This is a genomic window from Tropicimonas sp. TH_r6 (assembly GCF_033101155.1).
In the GTDB taxonomy this organism is placed as follows: domain Bacteria; phylum Pseudomonadota; class Alphaproteobacteria; order Rhodobacterales; family Rhodobacteraceae; genus Tropicimonas.
In genome coordinates this window covers 1-12,362 of record NZ_JAWMPX010000036.1, presented here as the reverse complement: position 1 = coordinate 12,362, position 12,362 = coordinate 1, and the positions used below count along the sequence as shown (strand labels likewise).

Below are 12,362 nucleotides of genomic sequence, written 5' to 3'. Positions count from 1 at the left end.
TCCCGAGCCTCACAGGCCCTACTCCGCGGCCAGCGGAGAGGCGGTGCGCGCCCGTGCCTGGGCCGAAAGCTCGGCCATGAGCTGCGAGGCGCGGGCAATCGGGTTGGTCAGGTAATGATCGCCGATATAGAGGCGGAAATCGGCCTTGCCGAGATCGCGCAGCTCCAGCGGCGCGCCCTCGTTCTCCGGCAACGCGTCCAGCGCGGCCAGGTGAGGGAATTCTGTTGTCAGCGTGGCGCGGAGTTGGCCAAGGTTGTCCCAGGGCTGAGTCGCGTCCAGCTCGGCGGAGAGCGCCCGCAGGATGGCCCAGTTCTCCTTGGCCTCCCCCGGCGGGAAGCTGGCACGCATCGCCATCTGCACCCGGCCTTCAGTATTCACGAAAAGGCCCGATTCCTCGACCCAGGCAGCACCGGGAAGAATCACGTCGGCGCGATGTGCGCCGCGGTCTCCATTGGACCCCTGGTAGATGACGAACGGACCTTCGTCGATATCGACCTCGTCAGCGCCGAGATTGAAGATCACCTCCGCGCCCTCGATGGCGGCATCGAGCCCGCCCTCGGTGACAGCGCCCACATCCATCGCGCCCACGCGGGCGGCGGCTGTGTGCAGCACCATGAATTTCGACTCGGCGGCGGCGGCCATGGCCTGCGCGGTGGCCAGCACGGCCTCGCCATCGGCTTCTCGGAGCGCCCCCTGACCGACGATCATCACACCCGGCACGCCGTGCTTGTCGGAATGATCCATCGCCGCGAGCTTCTCCAGCGCCGCACGATCCGTGCCGAGATGGACGTAGTCATATGTCAGATCGACCTTCGGGCCGATCAACGCCACCTTGGCGCCAGCCAGCCAGGCCTTGCGGATTCGCGCGTTGAGCACCGGCGCTTCGTTGCGCGGGTCGGTGCCGATCAGCAGGATCATCTCGGCGGTGTCGATATCCTCGATCGCCGCGTTGCCGACATAGCCGGCACGGTTGCCGATCGGCAGGCGGGTATTGTCCACCCGGCATTCGACCTTGCCGCCCTGCCCTTCGATCAGCGTCTTCAGAGCGAAAGCGGATTCGACAGATGCCAGATCACCGACGAGACCGGCCAGTTTCTTGCCCTTCATCGCCTGGCCGGCGGCCTTGAGTGCCTCGCCCCAGCTCGCGGGCTTGAGCTTGCCATCGACGCGAACATAGGGGCGGTCGAGACGCTGGCGCCGCAGCCCGTCCCAGACAAAGCGGGACTTGTCGCCCAGCCATTCCTCGTTGATCGCATCATTGTTGCGCGGCATGATCCGCATCACTTCGCGGCCCTTGGTGTCGACCCGGATATTTGCGCCAAGCGCGTCCATCACGTCGATGGTCTCGGTCTTGGTGAGCTCCCAGGGACGGGCAGTGAAGGCGTAGGGCTTGGAGACCAGCGCGCCAACCGGGCAAAGGTCGATGATATTGCCCTGCATGTTCGAATCGAGCGTCTGGTTCAGGTAGGAGGTGATCTCCGCATCTTCGCCCCGGCCGGTCTGGCCCATCTGGGTGATGCCGGCGACTTCGCTGGTGAAGCGCACGCAGCGGGTGCAGGAGATGCAGCGGGTCATGTGGGTCTCGACCAGCGGGCCGAGATCGAGATCCTCGGTGGCGCGCTTGGGCTCGCGGAAGCGCGAGAAATCGACGCCGTAAGCCACGGCCTGATCCTGAAGATCGCATTCGCCGCCCTGATCACAGATCGGGCAGTCGAGCGGGTGGTTGATGAGCAGGAACTCCATCACCCCTTCGCGGGCCTTCTTGACCATGGGGGAGTTGGTCTTGACCTCGGGCGCCTCGCCATTGCGGCCGGGGCGCAGATCCCTGACTTGCATGGCGCAGGAGGCTGCGGGTTTCGGAGGACCGCCGACCACTTCCACCAGGCACATCCGGCAATTGCCGGCGATCGACAGGCGCTCGTGATAACAGAAGCGCGGGACCTCGATACCGGCCTGTTCGCAAGCCTGGATCAGGGTCATCGCGGGATCACATTCCACTTCGATGCCGTCGATGATGATGGTGCGTAGATCACTCATGCGCTGCCTCCAGCTCCTTCGCGGGATTTCTCCCATTCAAGACCGGAGGGGTAAGCGCACTCCGGGATCCCGTTTCGGACCCCTCTCTAGCGGCTTCCCGCGCGAAGGCCAATCCGCGATTTCGCCGCGTTTTGGCGCAGGTGGCCGCAGGCGGCGCCGTTACGGCAGCGCAAGCCCCTGCGTGGCAGTGACAAGAAGCGTGAAGGCGACCAGCACGGCCGCGGCGATTGAGAGCGATTTGAACATGCGCGTTTCCTCGTAACTGAGGGCGCGGGAGGGTGCGCCCTTGCTTTCAAGGTGGGGGGCACGGGCATTGTTTTTCAATAACGTAGCACGGATATCCGGTGGATCGCCGCATTCCAGCAGAATTTCGCCCAATTCCTGAGCACGACGGGCGGGTCCTCGCTTTCTCACGCAGCCTTGATTGTACAATCGGCGAGGCGTGCCCCCAGGATCGGCGTTTTGAGCCGTGCCCCGGCGGTCAGCCCCGAGGCACAGCAGTCGGGCTTACACCGTGAGCTTCATGCCCCCATCCACGAAATAGGTCGAGCCAATGGAGTAGCTCGCCCGATCCGAACACAGGAAAACGAAGAAATCCGCCAGTTCCTCGGGCGAAGAGAAACGCTTGATCGGCGCATATTCATCGGCCACGCCCTGTAGGTATCCCTGCCAGTCGCCGCCGGTGTCCCGGGTCAGCTCCTTGGCGGTGTTGACCCAGTCCGGCGTCTGCACCAGGCCCGGATTGATGCAGTTCACACGGATATTGCGCCCCACGAGCTCGGTCGCCAACGTGCGCGAGAACATCATCAGCGCGGCCTTCGTGACATTGTAGATCGGCTCGTACCAGAGCGGCTGGACGGCACAGATCGATGCATTGTTGAGCACCACGCCGCCGCCGCGCGCCTCCATGTAAGGGACCACACCGCGCGCCAGACGAACCGCCGCCATCACGTGCAGGTCCCAATACTGTTGCCATTTCTCGTCCGGCGCTTCCATGATCGTTTCATTGGACCCGGTCCCGGCGTTGTTGATCAGGATATCGACCCCGCCAGCCGCCTCCACCGCGCCCAGCACCGCATCCAGCCCCTCGACAGAGGCCACATCGCCCACGGCCGGCGCCGCCGCGTCGCCGATATCGGCAATCGCCGCCTCAACCTTTTCTGTGTGGCGCCCGTTGATCAGTACCCGAACGCCCTCTGCCGCCAGCCCCTTGGCCACGGCGAGGCCGATTCCATCCGAGCTTCCGGTGATCAGCGCAGTCTTGCCAGCAAGATTCAGGTCCATGCTCTCATCCTTTTCGTGAAACCGTCCCGAGAGGCATCCACGAACCGGGGATGTCCCCGCCGGCACTTTCTGCCTCGCTCGCACAAAATGCAATCGCGGCCCGCCTCCAAACCGGAACGAGCCGCAAAAAATAGTCTGCAATGCCTGCAGCTTACCGGCCTATTGCGACTTGGTCGGATCCACCGCGCCATCGCCGGTGATTTCGACCAAGAAGGCTCCAACCTGCGTCTTTTCCTTGATCTCGGCAAACCCGGCCATGCAAATGCGGATAAAATCCGTCTCATCTTTTGCCAGCTTGTGGTTTTCCCGGAAGGCGGCCTGCCTGGCGCGCACAGCGTCCGCCGGATCCGCCATGGACCCTTCGAGATTCTTGGCGTCGAACCCGTCCGCGCCGAGCTGTTCCATCACCTCTGCCGTGACGTCCGATGCCGCAACCGCGTCGAAACTCAGATTCGGACAGGCCGTGGCGATATTCTCCGCCGTGGTGATCGAGACCATCGCATCGACGAAATACCCCGGTGCCGGGCGAAGCTCGCTGGCAGGAACTGGAGCAGCCAGTCCGACCGAAACGGCCAGAGCTCCGACAAAATGATTGCATTTCACTTGAAAGCCTCCCTCAAAACGATCCCGGTAGGAAAAAATAGACAATCCAGAGCCCAAAGGCCAGAAATCCTGCAATCAGGACGAACACGAAAACGCGGGCAAATCTCAGAACGGATCTCGGGGTCCGATCATACATCTCATCGCCAGAAAACCACTCGCCGCAGTCCGAACAGCGCATGCCCCCGAAACCCGGAGGGTTCCGATGGCCACAATGGGGACATAAGCCGGTATTGGCCGAGGAGCCGCCAAGCATTACTCGGCGGCGATGCTGGACTTGTTCTCGATCCGGTATTCGATCTCGTCGCGGAAATGCCGGATCAGGCCCTGGATCGGCCAGGCTGCAGCGTCGCCAAGTGCACAGATCGTGTGGCCCTCGACCTGCTTGGTGACATCCATCAGCATGTCGATCTCTTCGATCTCCGCCTCGCCCCGCACCAGCCGGTCCATGACCCGCATCATCCAGCCCGTGCCCTCGCGGCAAGGCGTGCACTGGCCGCAGCTCTCATGCTTGTAGAACTTGGAGAGCCGCCAGATCGCCTTCACGATATCGGTGGACTGGTCCATCACGATCACGGCGGCTGTGCCGAGACCGGAGCGCTGCTCCTTGAGCCAGTCGAAATCCATGATCGCCTCGCGGGCGATATCGCCCGGCAGCAGCGGCACGGAGGAGCCGCCCGGGATGACGGCCTTGAGATTGTCCCAGCCGCCGCGAATGCCGCCGCAATGCTTCTCGATCAGCTCCTCGAAGGGGATCGACATGCTCTCTTCGACGACACAGGGCGTGTTCACATGGCCGGAGATGGCGAAGAGCTTGGTGCCGGTGTTGTTCGGCCGACCGAAGCCCGCGAACCACTCGCCGCCACGGCGCAGCACGGTCGGGACAACGGCGATGGATTCGACATTGTTCACCGTGGTCGGGCAGCCATAGAGGCCCGCGCCCGCCGGAAACGGCGGCTTCATGCGCGGCATGCCCTTCTTGCCTTCGAGGCTCTCCAGCAGGGCGGTTTCCTCGCCGCAGATATAGGCGCCGGCGCCATGGGCGACGAAGAGATCGAAATCCCAGCCCGAGCCGGCGGCGTTCTTGCCCAGAAGGCCCGCATCATAGGCCTCGTCGATCGCGGCCTGTAGCGCCTCGCGCTCGCGGATGAACTCGCCACGGATATAGATGTAGCTCTCATGCGCGCCCATGGCGAAGCTCGCCAGAAGGCAGCCTTCGATCAGGGTGTGCGGATCGTTGCGCAGGATCTCGCGGTCCTTGCAGGTGCCGGGCTCGGATTCATCAGCATTGACAACCAGATAGGACGGTCGTCCGTCGCTTTCCTTCGGCATGAAGGACCACTTGAGACCGGTCGGGAACCCTGCCCCGCCGCGACCGCGCAGGCCGGAGGCCTTCATCTCGTCCACGATCCAGTCCCGGCCCTTCTTGACCAGATCGCCCGTTCCGTCCCAGTGACCGCGTGCGCGGGCGCCGGCGAGCGTGCGGTCTTTCAGACCGTAGATATTGGTGAAGATCCTGTCCTTGTCCTGCAGCATCTCTTATCCTCTCATCCCTCGTCGCCGGAGCGGGTACGCCACATCCGGATGGCCACGACCAGCGCCCAGACGAAGGCTGCCAGCGAGGCCAGGTAGAACAATATTTCGTAACGCGCCGGCAAGCCCGTGAGGCTCACAAGCACCGGCGCAAAGATCGCCAGCAAACCGCCAAGCGCGATCACCACGGCCACGACGCGGCCCTGTCGGGCAAAGGCCCGGTCCTGATCACTGCCCTGGGTCATCGCCGGCACCATCCGCTCACTTCTTCTTGGCCGAGAACTCGGTCTCGCCGCCCTCAGCAAGGATCTTCGCCTGCGCGACCCATTCGTCGCGCGTCACGCGGCCCTTGAAGCCTTCTAGATTCTGGTCGACCCAGGCGATCTCGTCCGCAGTCCAGTTGGCGATCTGGTCGAAATGGTAGAAGCCGAGGAAGTTGCAGACCTGCTCCAGTTTCGGCCCAACGCCCTTGATCTTCTTCAGGTCGTCTGCCTTGCCGTCGCGCGGCCCGTCCAGCCATTGCGGGCGTGTGCCGGGGTTGATCTCTTCGGCGGGCGATACCGGCGCGGGCGCAGGAGCCGGCTCCGCTGCCGCCTCGGCGACCGGCTCAGGCTGCGGCTTCGGCTTCGGCTTCGGCGCAGGCGTGGCTTTCGGGGCCGGCGCGGCGCCGACCATGCGGCCGCCCTGATCGGTCCAGGGTTTCAGGATCGGAACCTCGGTGCCGTCGATGCGCTTGATCGTGTCGCCGATGGTTACGGCCAGCTCGACCGACGGGTTATATTGCGCGGCATTCTCGTTGCCCTCGGTCAGCGCGGTCACGCCGCCCAGCGGCTCGGCGCCGTAGCGGCCGTTCTGCGGACCCGGCACCGGCACCTGGCCGGCGGCCAGAGCGTCGAGGATCTCGGCAAGCTTCTCCGGGGTCAGGTCCTCGTAGAAATCCTTGCCAATCTGGATCATCGGCGCATTGGCGCAAGCGCCGAGGCATTCGACCTCTTCCCAGCTGAAATTGCCATCCGCGGAGAGCGCATGCGGCTTCTCGGCGATCTTCTCCTTGCAGACATTGATCAGCGCCTCGGCGCCGCAGATCAGGCAGGAGGTGGTGCCGCAAACCTGCACATGGGCAAGCTTTCCAACGGGTTGGAGCTGGAACATGAAGTAGAATGTCGCCACTTCCAGCGCCCGGATATAGGCCATGCCGAGCATGTCGGCCACGGTCTCGATGGCCGGGCGGGAGAGCCAACCCTCCTGCTCCTGGGCGCGCCAGAGCAGCGGGATGATCGCGGAGGCCTGCCGGCCCTCTGGATATTTCGTGACCTGCGCTTCGGCCCATTCCTGGTTGGCGGGCGTGAAGGCGAAGCCTTCGGGCTGTTCAGGGTGGAGACGGCGGAGCATTACGCGCGGTCCTTCAATCTGGAAGCCGGGGCCCGGTGGCCGTCGGCGGGAGTGGTCTTGTCGGAGAGAGCTGCGGGCGGACCCTTAGCGGTCGATCTCTCCGAACACGATGTCGAGTGTGCCGATCACCGCCGGGATATCGGCGAGCTGATGGCCCTTGCAGTAGTAACCGGTGGTCTGCAGATGCGCGAAACCGGGGGTGCGCAGGCGCAGCCGGTAGGGTTTGTTGCTGCCATCGGAGACGATGTAGACGGCGATCTCGCCCTTCGGCGCCTCGGTGGCGCAGTAGATCTCGCCGGCCGGAACCTTGAAGCCCTCGGAATAGAGCTTGAAGTGGTGAATCAGCGCTTCCATCGAGGTCTTCATGTCCGAGCGCAGCGGCGGGGTCAGCTTGCCACGGGCGAGCACATCCCCCTGCCCGTCCGGCGCGCGCAGTTTCGCGATCGCCTGCAGAACGATGGAGACCGACTGGCGCATCTCCTCCATCCGCAGCAGGTAGCGATCGTAGCAGTCGCCATTCTTGCCGATGGGGATCTGGAAATCGAACTCGTCATAGAGGTCATAGGGTTGGGTGCGGCGCAGGTCCCAGGCGAGGCCGGCGGAGCGGGCCATCGGGCCGGTCATCGCCCAATCATAGACGTCCTGTTCCGAGACGATGCAGATATCGACGGTGCGTTGCTTGAAGATCCGGTTCTCGGTCAGCAGCTCGTCGAGATCGTCCAGCACCTTGAGGAATTTCGGCACCCAGGCCTCGATATCGTCGAGCAAGGCGGGCGGCACGTCCTGGTGGACACCACCGGGGCGGAAGTAATTGCAATGCATCCGGGCGCCGGAGGCCCGCTCGAAGAAGGTATAGACCTCCTCACGGCCCAGCTCGAAGCCCCAGAGCGGCGGTGTCAACGCGCCGACATCCATCGCGGCCGTGGTGACATTCATCACGTGGTTGCCGATGCGGGAAAGCTCGGCCATCAGCACGCGCAGAAGCTGGCCGCGGCGCGGCGCCACGATGCCGGTCATCTTCTCGATGGCCAGACAATAGCTGTGCTCCTGGTTCATCGGCGCGGAATAGTCGAGCCGGTCCATATAGGGCGCGTTCTGGAGATAGGTGCGGGTCTCCATCAGCTTCTCGGTGCCGCGATGCAACAGGCCGATATGCGGATCCGCCCGCTCGACGATCTCGCCGTCAAGCTCGGTGACCAGACGCAACACACCGTGAGTCGCCGGGTGCTGCGGCCCCACGTTGAGGTTGAAGTTGCGGATCATCTGTTCGCCGGTGCGAACGTCTTCGAAGCCTTTGGAACCGTCCATCAACTCTCGACCCTCTCTTGCGCCGTCGCGGCCTTCGCGGCCACCTTGGCGTTGAATTTCTCCCAACGGGTCACGGCGCGCTTATGCGTGCCCTCCCCGATCATGTCCTGCCCGTCATGGCCACGGACCCGGAAGGTGATGAAACGGCCGTCGATCTCCACGACCTCCGTCTCGACCGTCACCTCCAGCCCCGGCGGTGTGGGCGCGACATGGTTGAGATCGAAACCGATCCCAAGCGAGCCCTCGCCCTCTTCGTAATAGGGCGCGACCTGCTCGACACAGGCCCATTCCATCATGCCGATCATCATTGCCGAGGCAAAGACTGCCGGCATGTCGTCCATGATCCGTGCATCCGGAAACAGCCGGCAAACGACCTCCTCGGGCCGTACCTTGCGGGTAAAGACCGCCCGGTCGCCTATGGCCAGGCCCGGCTTCACTTGGCCTCTTCCGCCTTCTCGTCGCCGGGCAGGATGTATTTCGCGCCTTCCCAGGGCGAAAGGTAATCATATTGCCGATACTCGTGCACCAGCTTCACCGGCTCGTAGACCACGCGTTTCTGCTCTTCGTCATAGCGCAGCTCGACATAGCCCGAGGTCGGGAAGTCCTTGCGCAGCGGATGACCGCGGAAGCCATAATCGGTCAGGATCCGACGCAGGTCCGGATGGCCGGAGAAAACCACGCCGAACATGTCGAATACTTCGCGCTCATACCAGTTGGCCGAGGGGAAGATGCCAGTCAGCGAGGCGATGCTCTCATCTTCGCGCACGCTTGCCTGAACACAGACGCGCTGGTTCAGCTTCATCGACAGGAAATGATAGACCACGCAGAAGCGCTTCTCGCGATCCGGGTAGTCGATCGCCGTGATGTCGACATTCTGCGTGAACTGGCAGGTCGCGTCGGCGCGCAGGAATTCGACGAAGCCGATCAGCGCCGCGGGCGGCACCTCGACGGTCAGATCGCCATTGGTGATCCACCATTTGGTAACGCAGTCGGGACGGCGTTCGGCGATATATTCGCCAAGGGATCGAAGTGCATCGCTCATCGCGCTGTCATCCTTCCTTCAAGCGGCGCAAGGCCGATCAGCGTTTGATCGTGCCGACACGGCGGATCTTGCGTTGCAACTGCAGCGTGCCGTAGAGCAGCGCCTCGGCAGTCGGCGGGCAGCCGGGGATGTAGACATCCACGGGCACGATGCGGTCGACGCCGCGCACCACCGAATAGCTGTAATGGTAATAACCGCCGCCATTGGCACAGGAGCCCATGGAGATCACCCAACGCGGCTCGGGCATCTGGTCATAGACCTTGCGCAGCGCGGGCGCCATCTTGTTGGTCAGCGTGCCGGCGACGATCATCAGGTCCGACTGGCGCGGGGAGGCCCGCGGCGCCGTGCCGAAACGCTCGAGGTCATAGCGCGGCATCGAGACGTGGATCATCTCGATGGCGCAGCAGGCGAGGCCGAAGGTCATCCAGTGCAGCGACCCTGTGCGGCCCCAGTTGATGATGTCGGCGGTTGAGGTGACGAGGAACCCCTTGTCGTTGAGGTCCTTGTTCATCTGGGCAACCGTCTGCTCCTTGTCGGCGCCGGCGGTGTTGGGTCCGGTCATCACTCCCATTCGAGCGCTCCCTTCTTCCATTCATAGGCGAAACCGACCGTGAGCACGGCGAGGAAGACCATCATGGACCAGAAGGCGGCCATGGAGATCTCGCCGAAGGAAACCGCCCAGGGGAAAAGGAAGGCGACTTCGAGGTCGAAGATGATGAAGAGGATCGAGACGAGATAGAAGCGGATATCGAACTTCATCCGTGCATCGTCCATGGCGTTGAAGCCACATTCATAGGCAGAGGATTTTTCCGGATAGGGGTCGCTCGGCGCGACGATCCATGCGGCGATGACCATGCCAAGTCCCATCACGATCGCGATGGCGAGGAAAATGAGAATCGGAAGATATTCTCTGAGAAGTCCGTCCACGTCTGGCTCCTTGTCTGCCCACGGCACATGATAGCACGCAGGTGGTCTCGGGCTAGTTCGCGGTTTACGCGCGGGGGGGGATGGGGTCAACCGACGGCGTGTCGCAAGGAAGCGGCGTTCTGTCCCGGTCGGAAGCGGCGGCGGCTTTGGGCGCCATGCTGGAACAGACGCCTGCCGCTGCGCTCCACGCATTCCTCAGAGCGCCCAACCGACAGTCGTTTCCGCGGCGGAGAGTTGATCCAGCACAGAGACGAAATCAGGCGAAATCGGTAGAATTACGATACGTCAACTCATGGAGGCTGATATGCTGAATCGTGTAACCTGCGCCGTCAGTTTTTGCCTAGCCATTATTCCGGGTTTGGCCATGGCGGCAGAAAATGGCGTCGAGCGCGGCAAGCAGGAGTATATGATCGCCTGCGCCGGGTGCCACGGCGAAAGTGCAAAGGGAACCGGTCCGATCGCTGGGATCCTCTCGATCGAAACGCCCGACCTCACCACGATAACGGAACGCACCGGAGGCGGTGAGTTTCCGTATCGGAACACAACGCTCGTGATCGACGGACGAGACGCCATCCGGGCCCATGGTGGCGACATGCCAATTTGGGGGGACCGGTTTGTGTCGGCCGTCAGACGGGACGACCCACCTTGGGCAACACCTGAAGCCGCAGAATTGGTGGCGATGGGCCGCATTCTCGCGCTGGTTCGCTATCTTGAGTCTGTCCAGGAATAACCGGACCGTCCGCATATTGGCCCCGCCCATAGCGCCCTGGCCGGTTTGCTGGACGCTCGTCCTGCTGGCTGACGGTTAAGGGTGTGGAAGTTCCTGGCTCAGTCCGTCTTGCGTAGCATACCGTCATCCGAGCAAATCACCCGGACGACGACAGAGTCGGCGTTCAATCAGGTCGTTCAGCGTGCAGCACCGGGCATGAAGCGCTCGTCTCCACCGTTCGACTGTGTGAGACCTCACTCCCCTGCGGCCAGCATCCGCTCGCGATGGATGAGGTAGAGACCGGTGGCGACGATGATGATGGCGCCAATCCAAGTCCATAGATCCGGCAGCTGGCCGAAGATCAGCCAGCCCCAGAACGTGCCCCAGATGATCAAACTGTAGTGCATCGGCGCCAGCACCGATGCCTGTGCAATCTCCAACGACTTGATGATCAACAACTCTCCCACAGCCGCGAACGCGGCCATGCCGAACAGCAGCGCCCATTGGATCTCTGTTGCCGGCGTCGTCCACAAAAAGGGCAACGGAAGGGAGAGCGCCAGCACACTGGCCAGCGCCGTATAGGCGACGGTGGTGACGGTCCGGTCGCTCGAGGCCAACAGTCGCGACACCACCTGCCGCGCCGCAAAGGCCGTCGCTGCGACAAGAACCAACAGAACCGCCGGGTGCATGACGCCCATCCCCGGCCGGATCACGATCAGGGTGCCGAGAAACCCGACGATAACAGCGCTCCAGCGCCTTGGACCGACGCGCTCGCCCAGCAACAACGCGCCCATCGCCGTCACCATGAATGGCGCGACGAAACTGACCGCCACGGCATCCGCCAACGGCACGAACTTGACCGCAAAGATGAAGCAGGTCGCAGAAATCACCGCCAGCAACCCGCGTGCGATCTGCAGCGCGGGATGGCGGGTGTGGAAGATCGACGGCCCGCGCACAGCCAGCGCAATCACCACGCCCGAGAGCAACCCAAGCTGGCGCGACCACGCGATCTGGACCGGGTGGAACGAGTCCGTCAGCAGCTTTGCCTGGGTGTCGGCGGTCGAGAACAGCAAAAACCCCAGCCCCATGAGCAGCAGCCCACGCATGTTGTTTGACGCGCTTGGTTGCCTGCGCGGCGTCGGCAGAGAGGTGGAATCTGAGGGCAAGGCGATGTCTCGCATTCGGTGTCGCGGAATGTCATCTCCGCGCAAAGAGGTGTCTGCCCGGACCGGAAGCCCGAGGCCAACCCGGCGACCCTATCTGAGTCCCCGGGAATAGGCGACGCAGAAAAAGCATGACGTTAATTACGCAAACCTCGGCAGTTTGCTTCTACGGATCGACTCGCTCGTTTCGGACGCCGGGAATGGCCACTTTTCCAAAAACGCCTCTACAGGCGTTCTTCGCCAGCGCGATCACTGTATCGCGAGATATCTGCCACCATCCGCTGATCGCAGGAGGCGGGCTTTGCATCGTCTTGGCGCTTTCACCACAACGAGGTTTCGGGCCGGCAGCAGCGGAGGGCGGCATTGC

At 63.2% G+C, this 12,362-nt stretch carries 14 protein-coding genes; 1 reads left to right on the top strand and 13 read right to left on the bottom strand.

Going from position 1 to position 12,362, the window contains the following annotated elements; genetic code table 11:
• Positions 1-18 precede the first annotated feature (18 nt).
• From nuoG to R3X27_RS22620, 12 genes are all read right to left on the bottom strand, one after another.
• On the bottom strand, positions 19-2,037 hold the full coding sequence (gene nuoG / locus R3X27_RS22675; protein WP_317711188.1) for an NADH-quinone oxidoreductase subunit NuoG: 2,019 nt from the start codon (positions 2,035-2,037) through the stop codon (positions 19-21).
• Between the two features lie 159 nt (positions 2,038-2,196).
• Positions 2,197-2,415 carry a hypothetical protein gene (locus tag R3X27_RS22670; protein ID WP_317711187.1) on the bottom strand — a complete coding sequence of 73 codons (219 nt, stop codon included), beginning with the start codon at positions 2,413-2,415 and terminating at the stop codon, positions 2,197-2,199.
• A 129-nt stretch (positions 2,416-2,544) separates the two neighbouring features.
• On the bottom strand, positions 2,545-3,321 hold the full coding sequence (locus tag R3X27_RS22665) for an SDR family oxidoreductase (protein WP_317711186.1): 777 nt from the start codon (positions 3,319-3,321) through the stop codon (positions 2,545-2,547).
• A gap of 159 nt (positions 3,322-3,480) precedes the next feature.
• Positions 3,481-3,924: a DUF5333 family protein gene (locus R3X27_RS22660; protein WP_317711185.1), complete on the bottom strand. Its 444-nt coding sequence runs from the start codon at positions 3,922-3,924 to the stop codon at positions 3,481-3,483.
• A gap of 252 nt (positions 3,925-4,176) precedes the next feature.
• A complete protein-coding gene (nuoF, locus tag R3X27_RS22655) occupies positions 4,177-5,457 on the bottom strand; it encodes an NADH-quinone oxidoreductase subunit NuoF (protein ID WP_317711184.1) in 1,281 nt (426 codons plus the stop codon).
• An 11-nt stretch (positions 5,458-5,468) separates the two neighbouring features.
• Complete coding sequence (locus tag R3X27_RS22650; protein WP_317711183.1) at positions 5,469-5,699, bottom strand: DUF5337 domain-containing protein; 231 nt, start codon at positions 5,697-5,699, stop codon at positions 5,469-5,471.
• A gap of 16 nt (positions 5,700-5,715) precedes the next feature.
• Positions 5,716-6,846, bottom strand: a complete 1,131-nt coding sequence (locus tag R3X27_RS22645) for an NADH-quinone oxidoreductase subunit E (protein ID WP_317711182.1) — start codon at positions 6,844-6,846, stop codon at positions 5,716-5,718.
• 84 nt (positions 6,847-6,930) lie between these two features.
• Positions 6,931-8,157 carry an NADH-quinone oxidoreductase subunit D gene (locus R3X27_RS22640; protein WP_317711181.1) on the bottom strand — a complete coding sequence of 409 codons (1,227 nt, stop codon included), beginning with the start codon at positions 8,155-8,157 and terminating at the stop codon, positions 6,931-6,933.
• Positions 8,154-8,591, bottom strand: a complete 438-nt coding sequence (locus R3X27_RS22635; RefSeq protein ID WP_317711180.1) for a thioesterase family protein — start codon at positions 8,589-8,591, stop codon at positions 8,154-8,156. The genes R3X27_RS22640 and R3X27_RS22635 overlap by 4 nt, the downstream gene beginning before the upstream one ends.
• The gene (locus tag R3X27_RS22630; protein WP_317711179.1) at positions 8,588-9,196 is read right to left on the bottom strand and encodes an NADH-quinone oxidoreductase subunit C; all 609 of its coding nucleotides are present in this window, start codon (positions 9,194-9,196) and stop codon (positions 8,588-8,590) included. Before R3X27_RS22630 ends, R3X27_RS22635 begins: the two co-directional genes overlap by 4 nt.
• 37 nt (positions 9,197-9,233) lie before the next feature.
• A complete protein-coding gene (locus tag R3X27_RS22625) occupies positions 9,234-9,767 on the bottom strand; it encodes an NADH-quinone oxidoreductase subunit B family protein (protein ID WP_317711178.1) in 534 nt (177 codons plus the stop codon).
• Complete coding sequence (locus R3X27_RS22620) at positions 9,758-10,123, bottom strand: NADH-quinone oxidoreductase subunit A (RefSeq protein ID WP_317711177.1); 366 nt, start codon at positions 10,121-10,123, stop codon at positions 9,758-9,760. The genes R3X27_RS22625 and R3X27_RS22620 overlap by 10 nt, the downstream gene beginning before the upstream one ends.
• A gap of 304 nt (positions 10,124-10,427) precedes the next feature.
• Between R3X27_RS22620 and R3X27_RS22615 the strand changes: the two genes are divergently transcribed.
• The gene (locus R3X27_RS22615) at positions 10,428-10,853 is read left to right on the top strand and encodes a c-type cytochrome (RefSeq protein ID WP_317711176.1); all 426 of its coding nucleotides are present in this window, start codon (positions 10,428-10,430) and stop codon (positions 10,851-10,853) included.
• A 233-nt stretch (positions 10,854-11,086) separates the two neighbouring features.
• Here R3X27_RS22615 and R3X27_RS22610 read toward each other — a convergent pair whose 3' ends face one another.
• Entirely contained in the window at positions 11,087-11,938 is an 852-nt protein-coding gene (locus R3X27_RS22610; RefSeq protein ID WP_317711175.1) for a DMT family transporter, read from the bottom strand.
• Positions 11,939-12,362 lie beyond the last annotated feature (424 nt).

Coding starts and splice junctions, on each gene's coding strand:
- R3X27_RS22645 (WP_317711182.1), bottom strand. CDS start 6,846: ATGCTCCGCCGTCTCCACCCTGAACAGCCCGAAGGCTTCGCCTTCACG.
- R3X27_RS22615 (WP_317711176.1), top strand. CDS start 10,428: ATGCTGAATCGTGTAACCTGCGCCGTCAGTTTTTGCCTAGCCATTATT.
- R3X27_RS22625 (WP_317711178.1), bottom strand. CDS start 9,767: ATGGGAGTGATGACCGGACCCAACACCGCCGGCGCCGACAAGGAGCAG.
- R3X27_RS22610 (WP_317711175.1), bottom strand. CDS start 11,938: ATGCGTGGGCTGCTGCTCATGGGGCTGGGGTTTTTGCTGTTCTCGACC.
- nuoG (WP_317711188.1), bottom strand. CDS start 2,037: ATGAGTGATCTACGCACCATCATCATCGACGGCATCGAAGTGGAATGT.
- nuoF (WP_317711184.1), bottom strand. CDS start 5,457: ATGCTGCAGGACAAGGACAGGATCTTCACCAATATCTACGGTCTGAAA.
- R3X27_RS22650 (WP_317711183.1), bottom strand. CDS start 5,699: ATGACCCAGGGCAGTGATCAGGACCGGGCCTTTGCCCGACAGGGCCGC.
- R3X27_RS22665 (WP_317711186.1), bottom strand. CDS start 3,321: ATGGACCTGAATCTTGCTGGCAAGACTGCGCTGATCACCGGAAGCTCG.
- R3X27_RS22630 (WP_317711179.1), bottom strand. CDS start 9,196: ATGAGCGATGCACTTCGATCCCTTGGCGAATATATCGCCGAACGCCGT.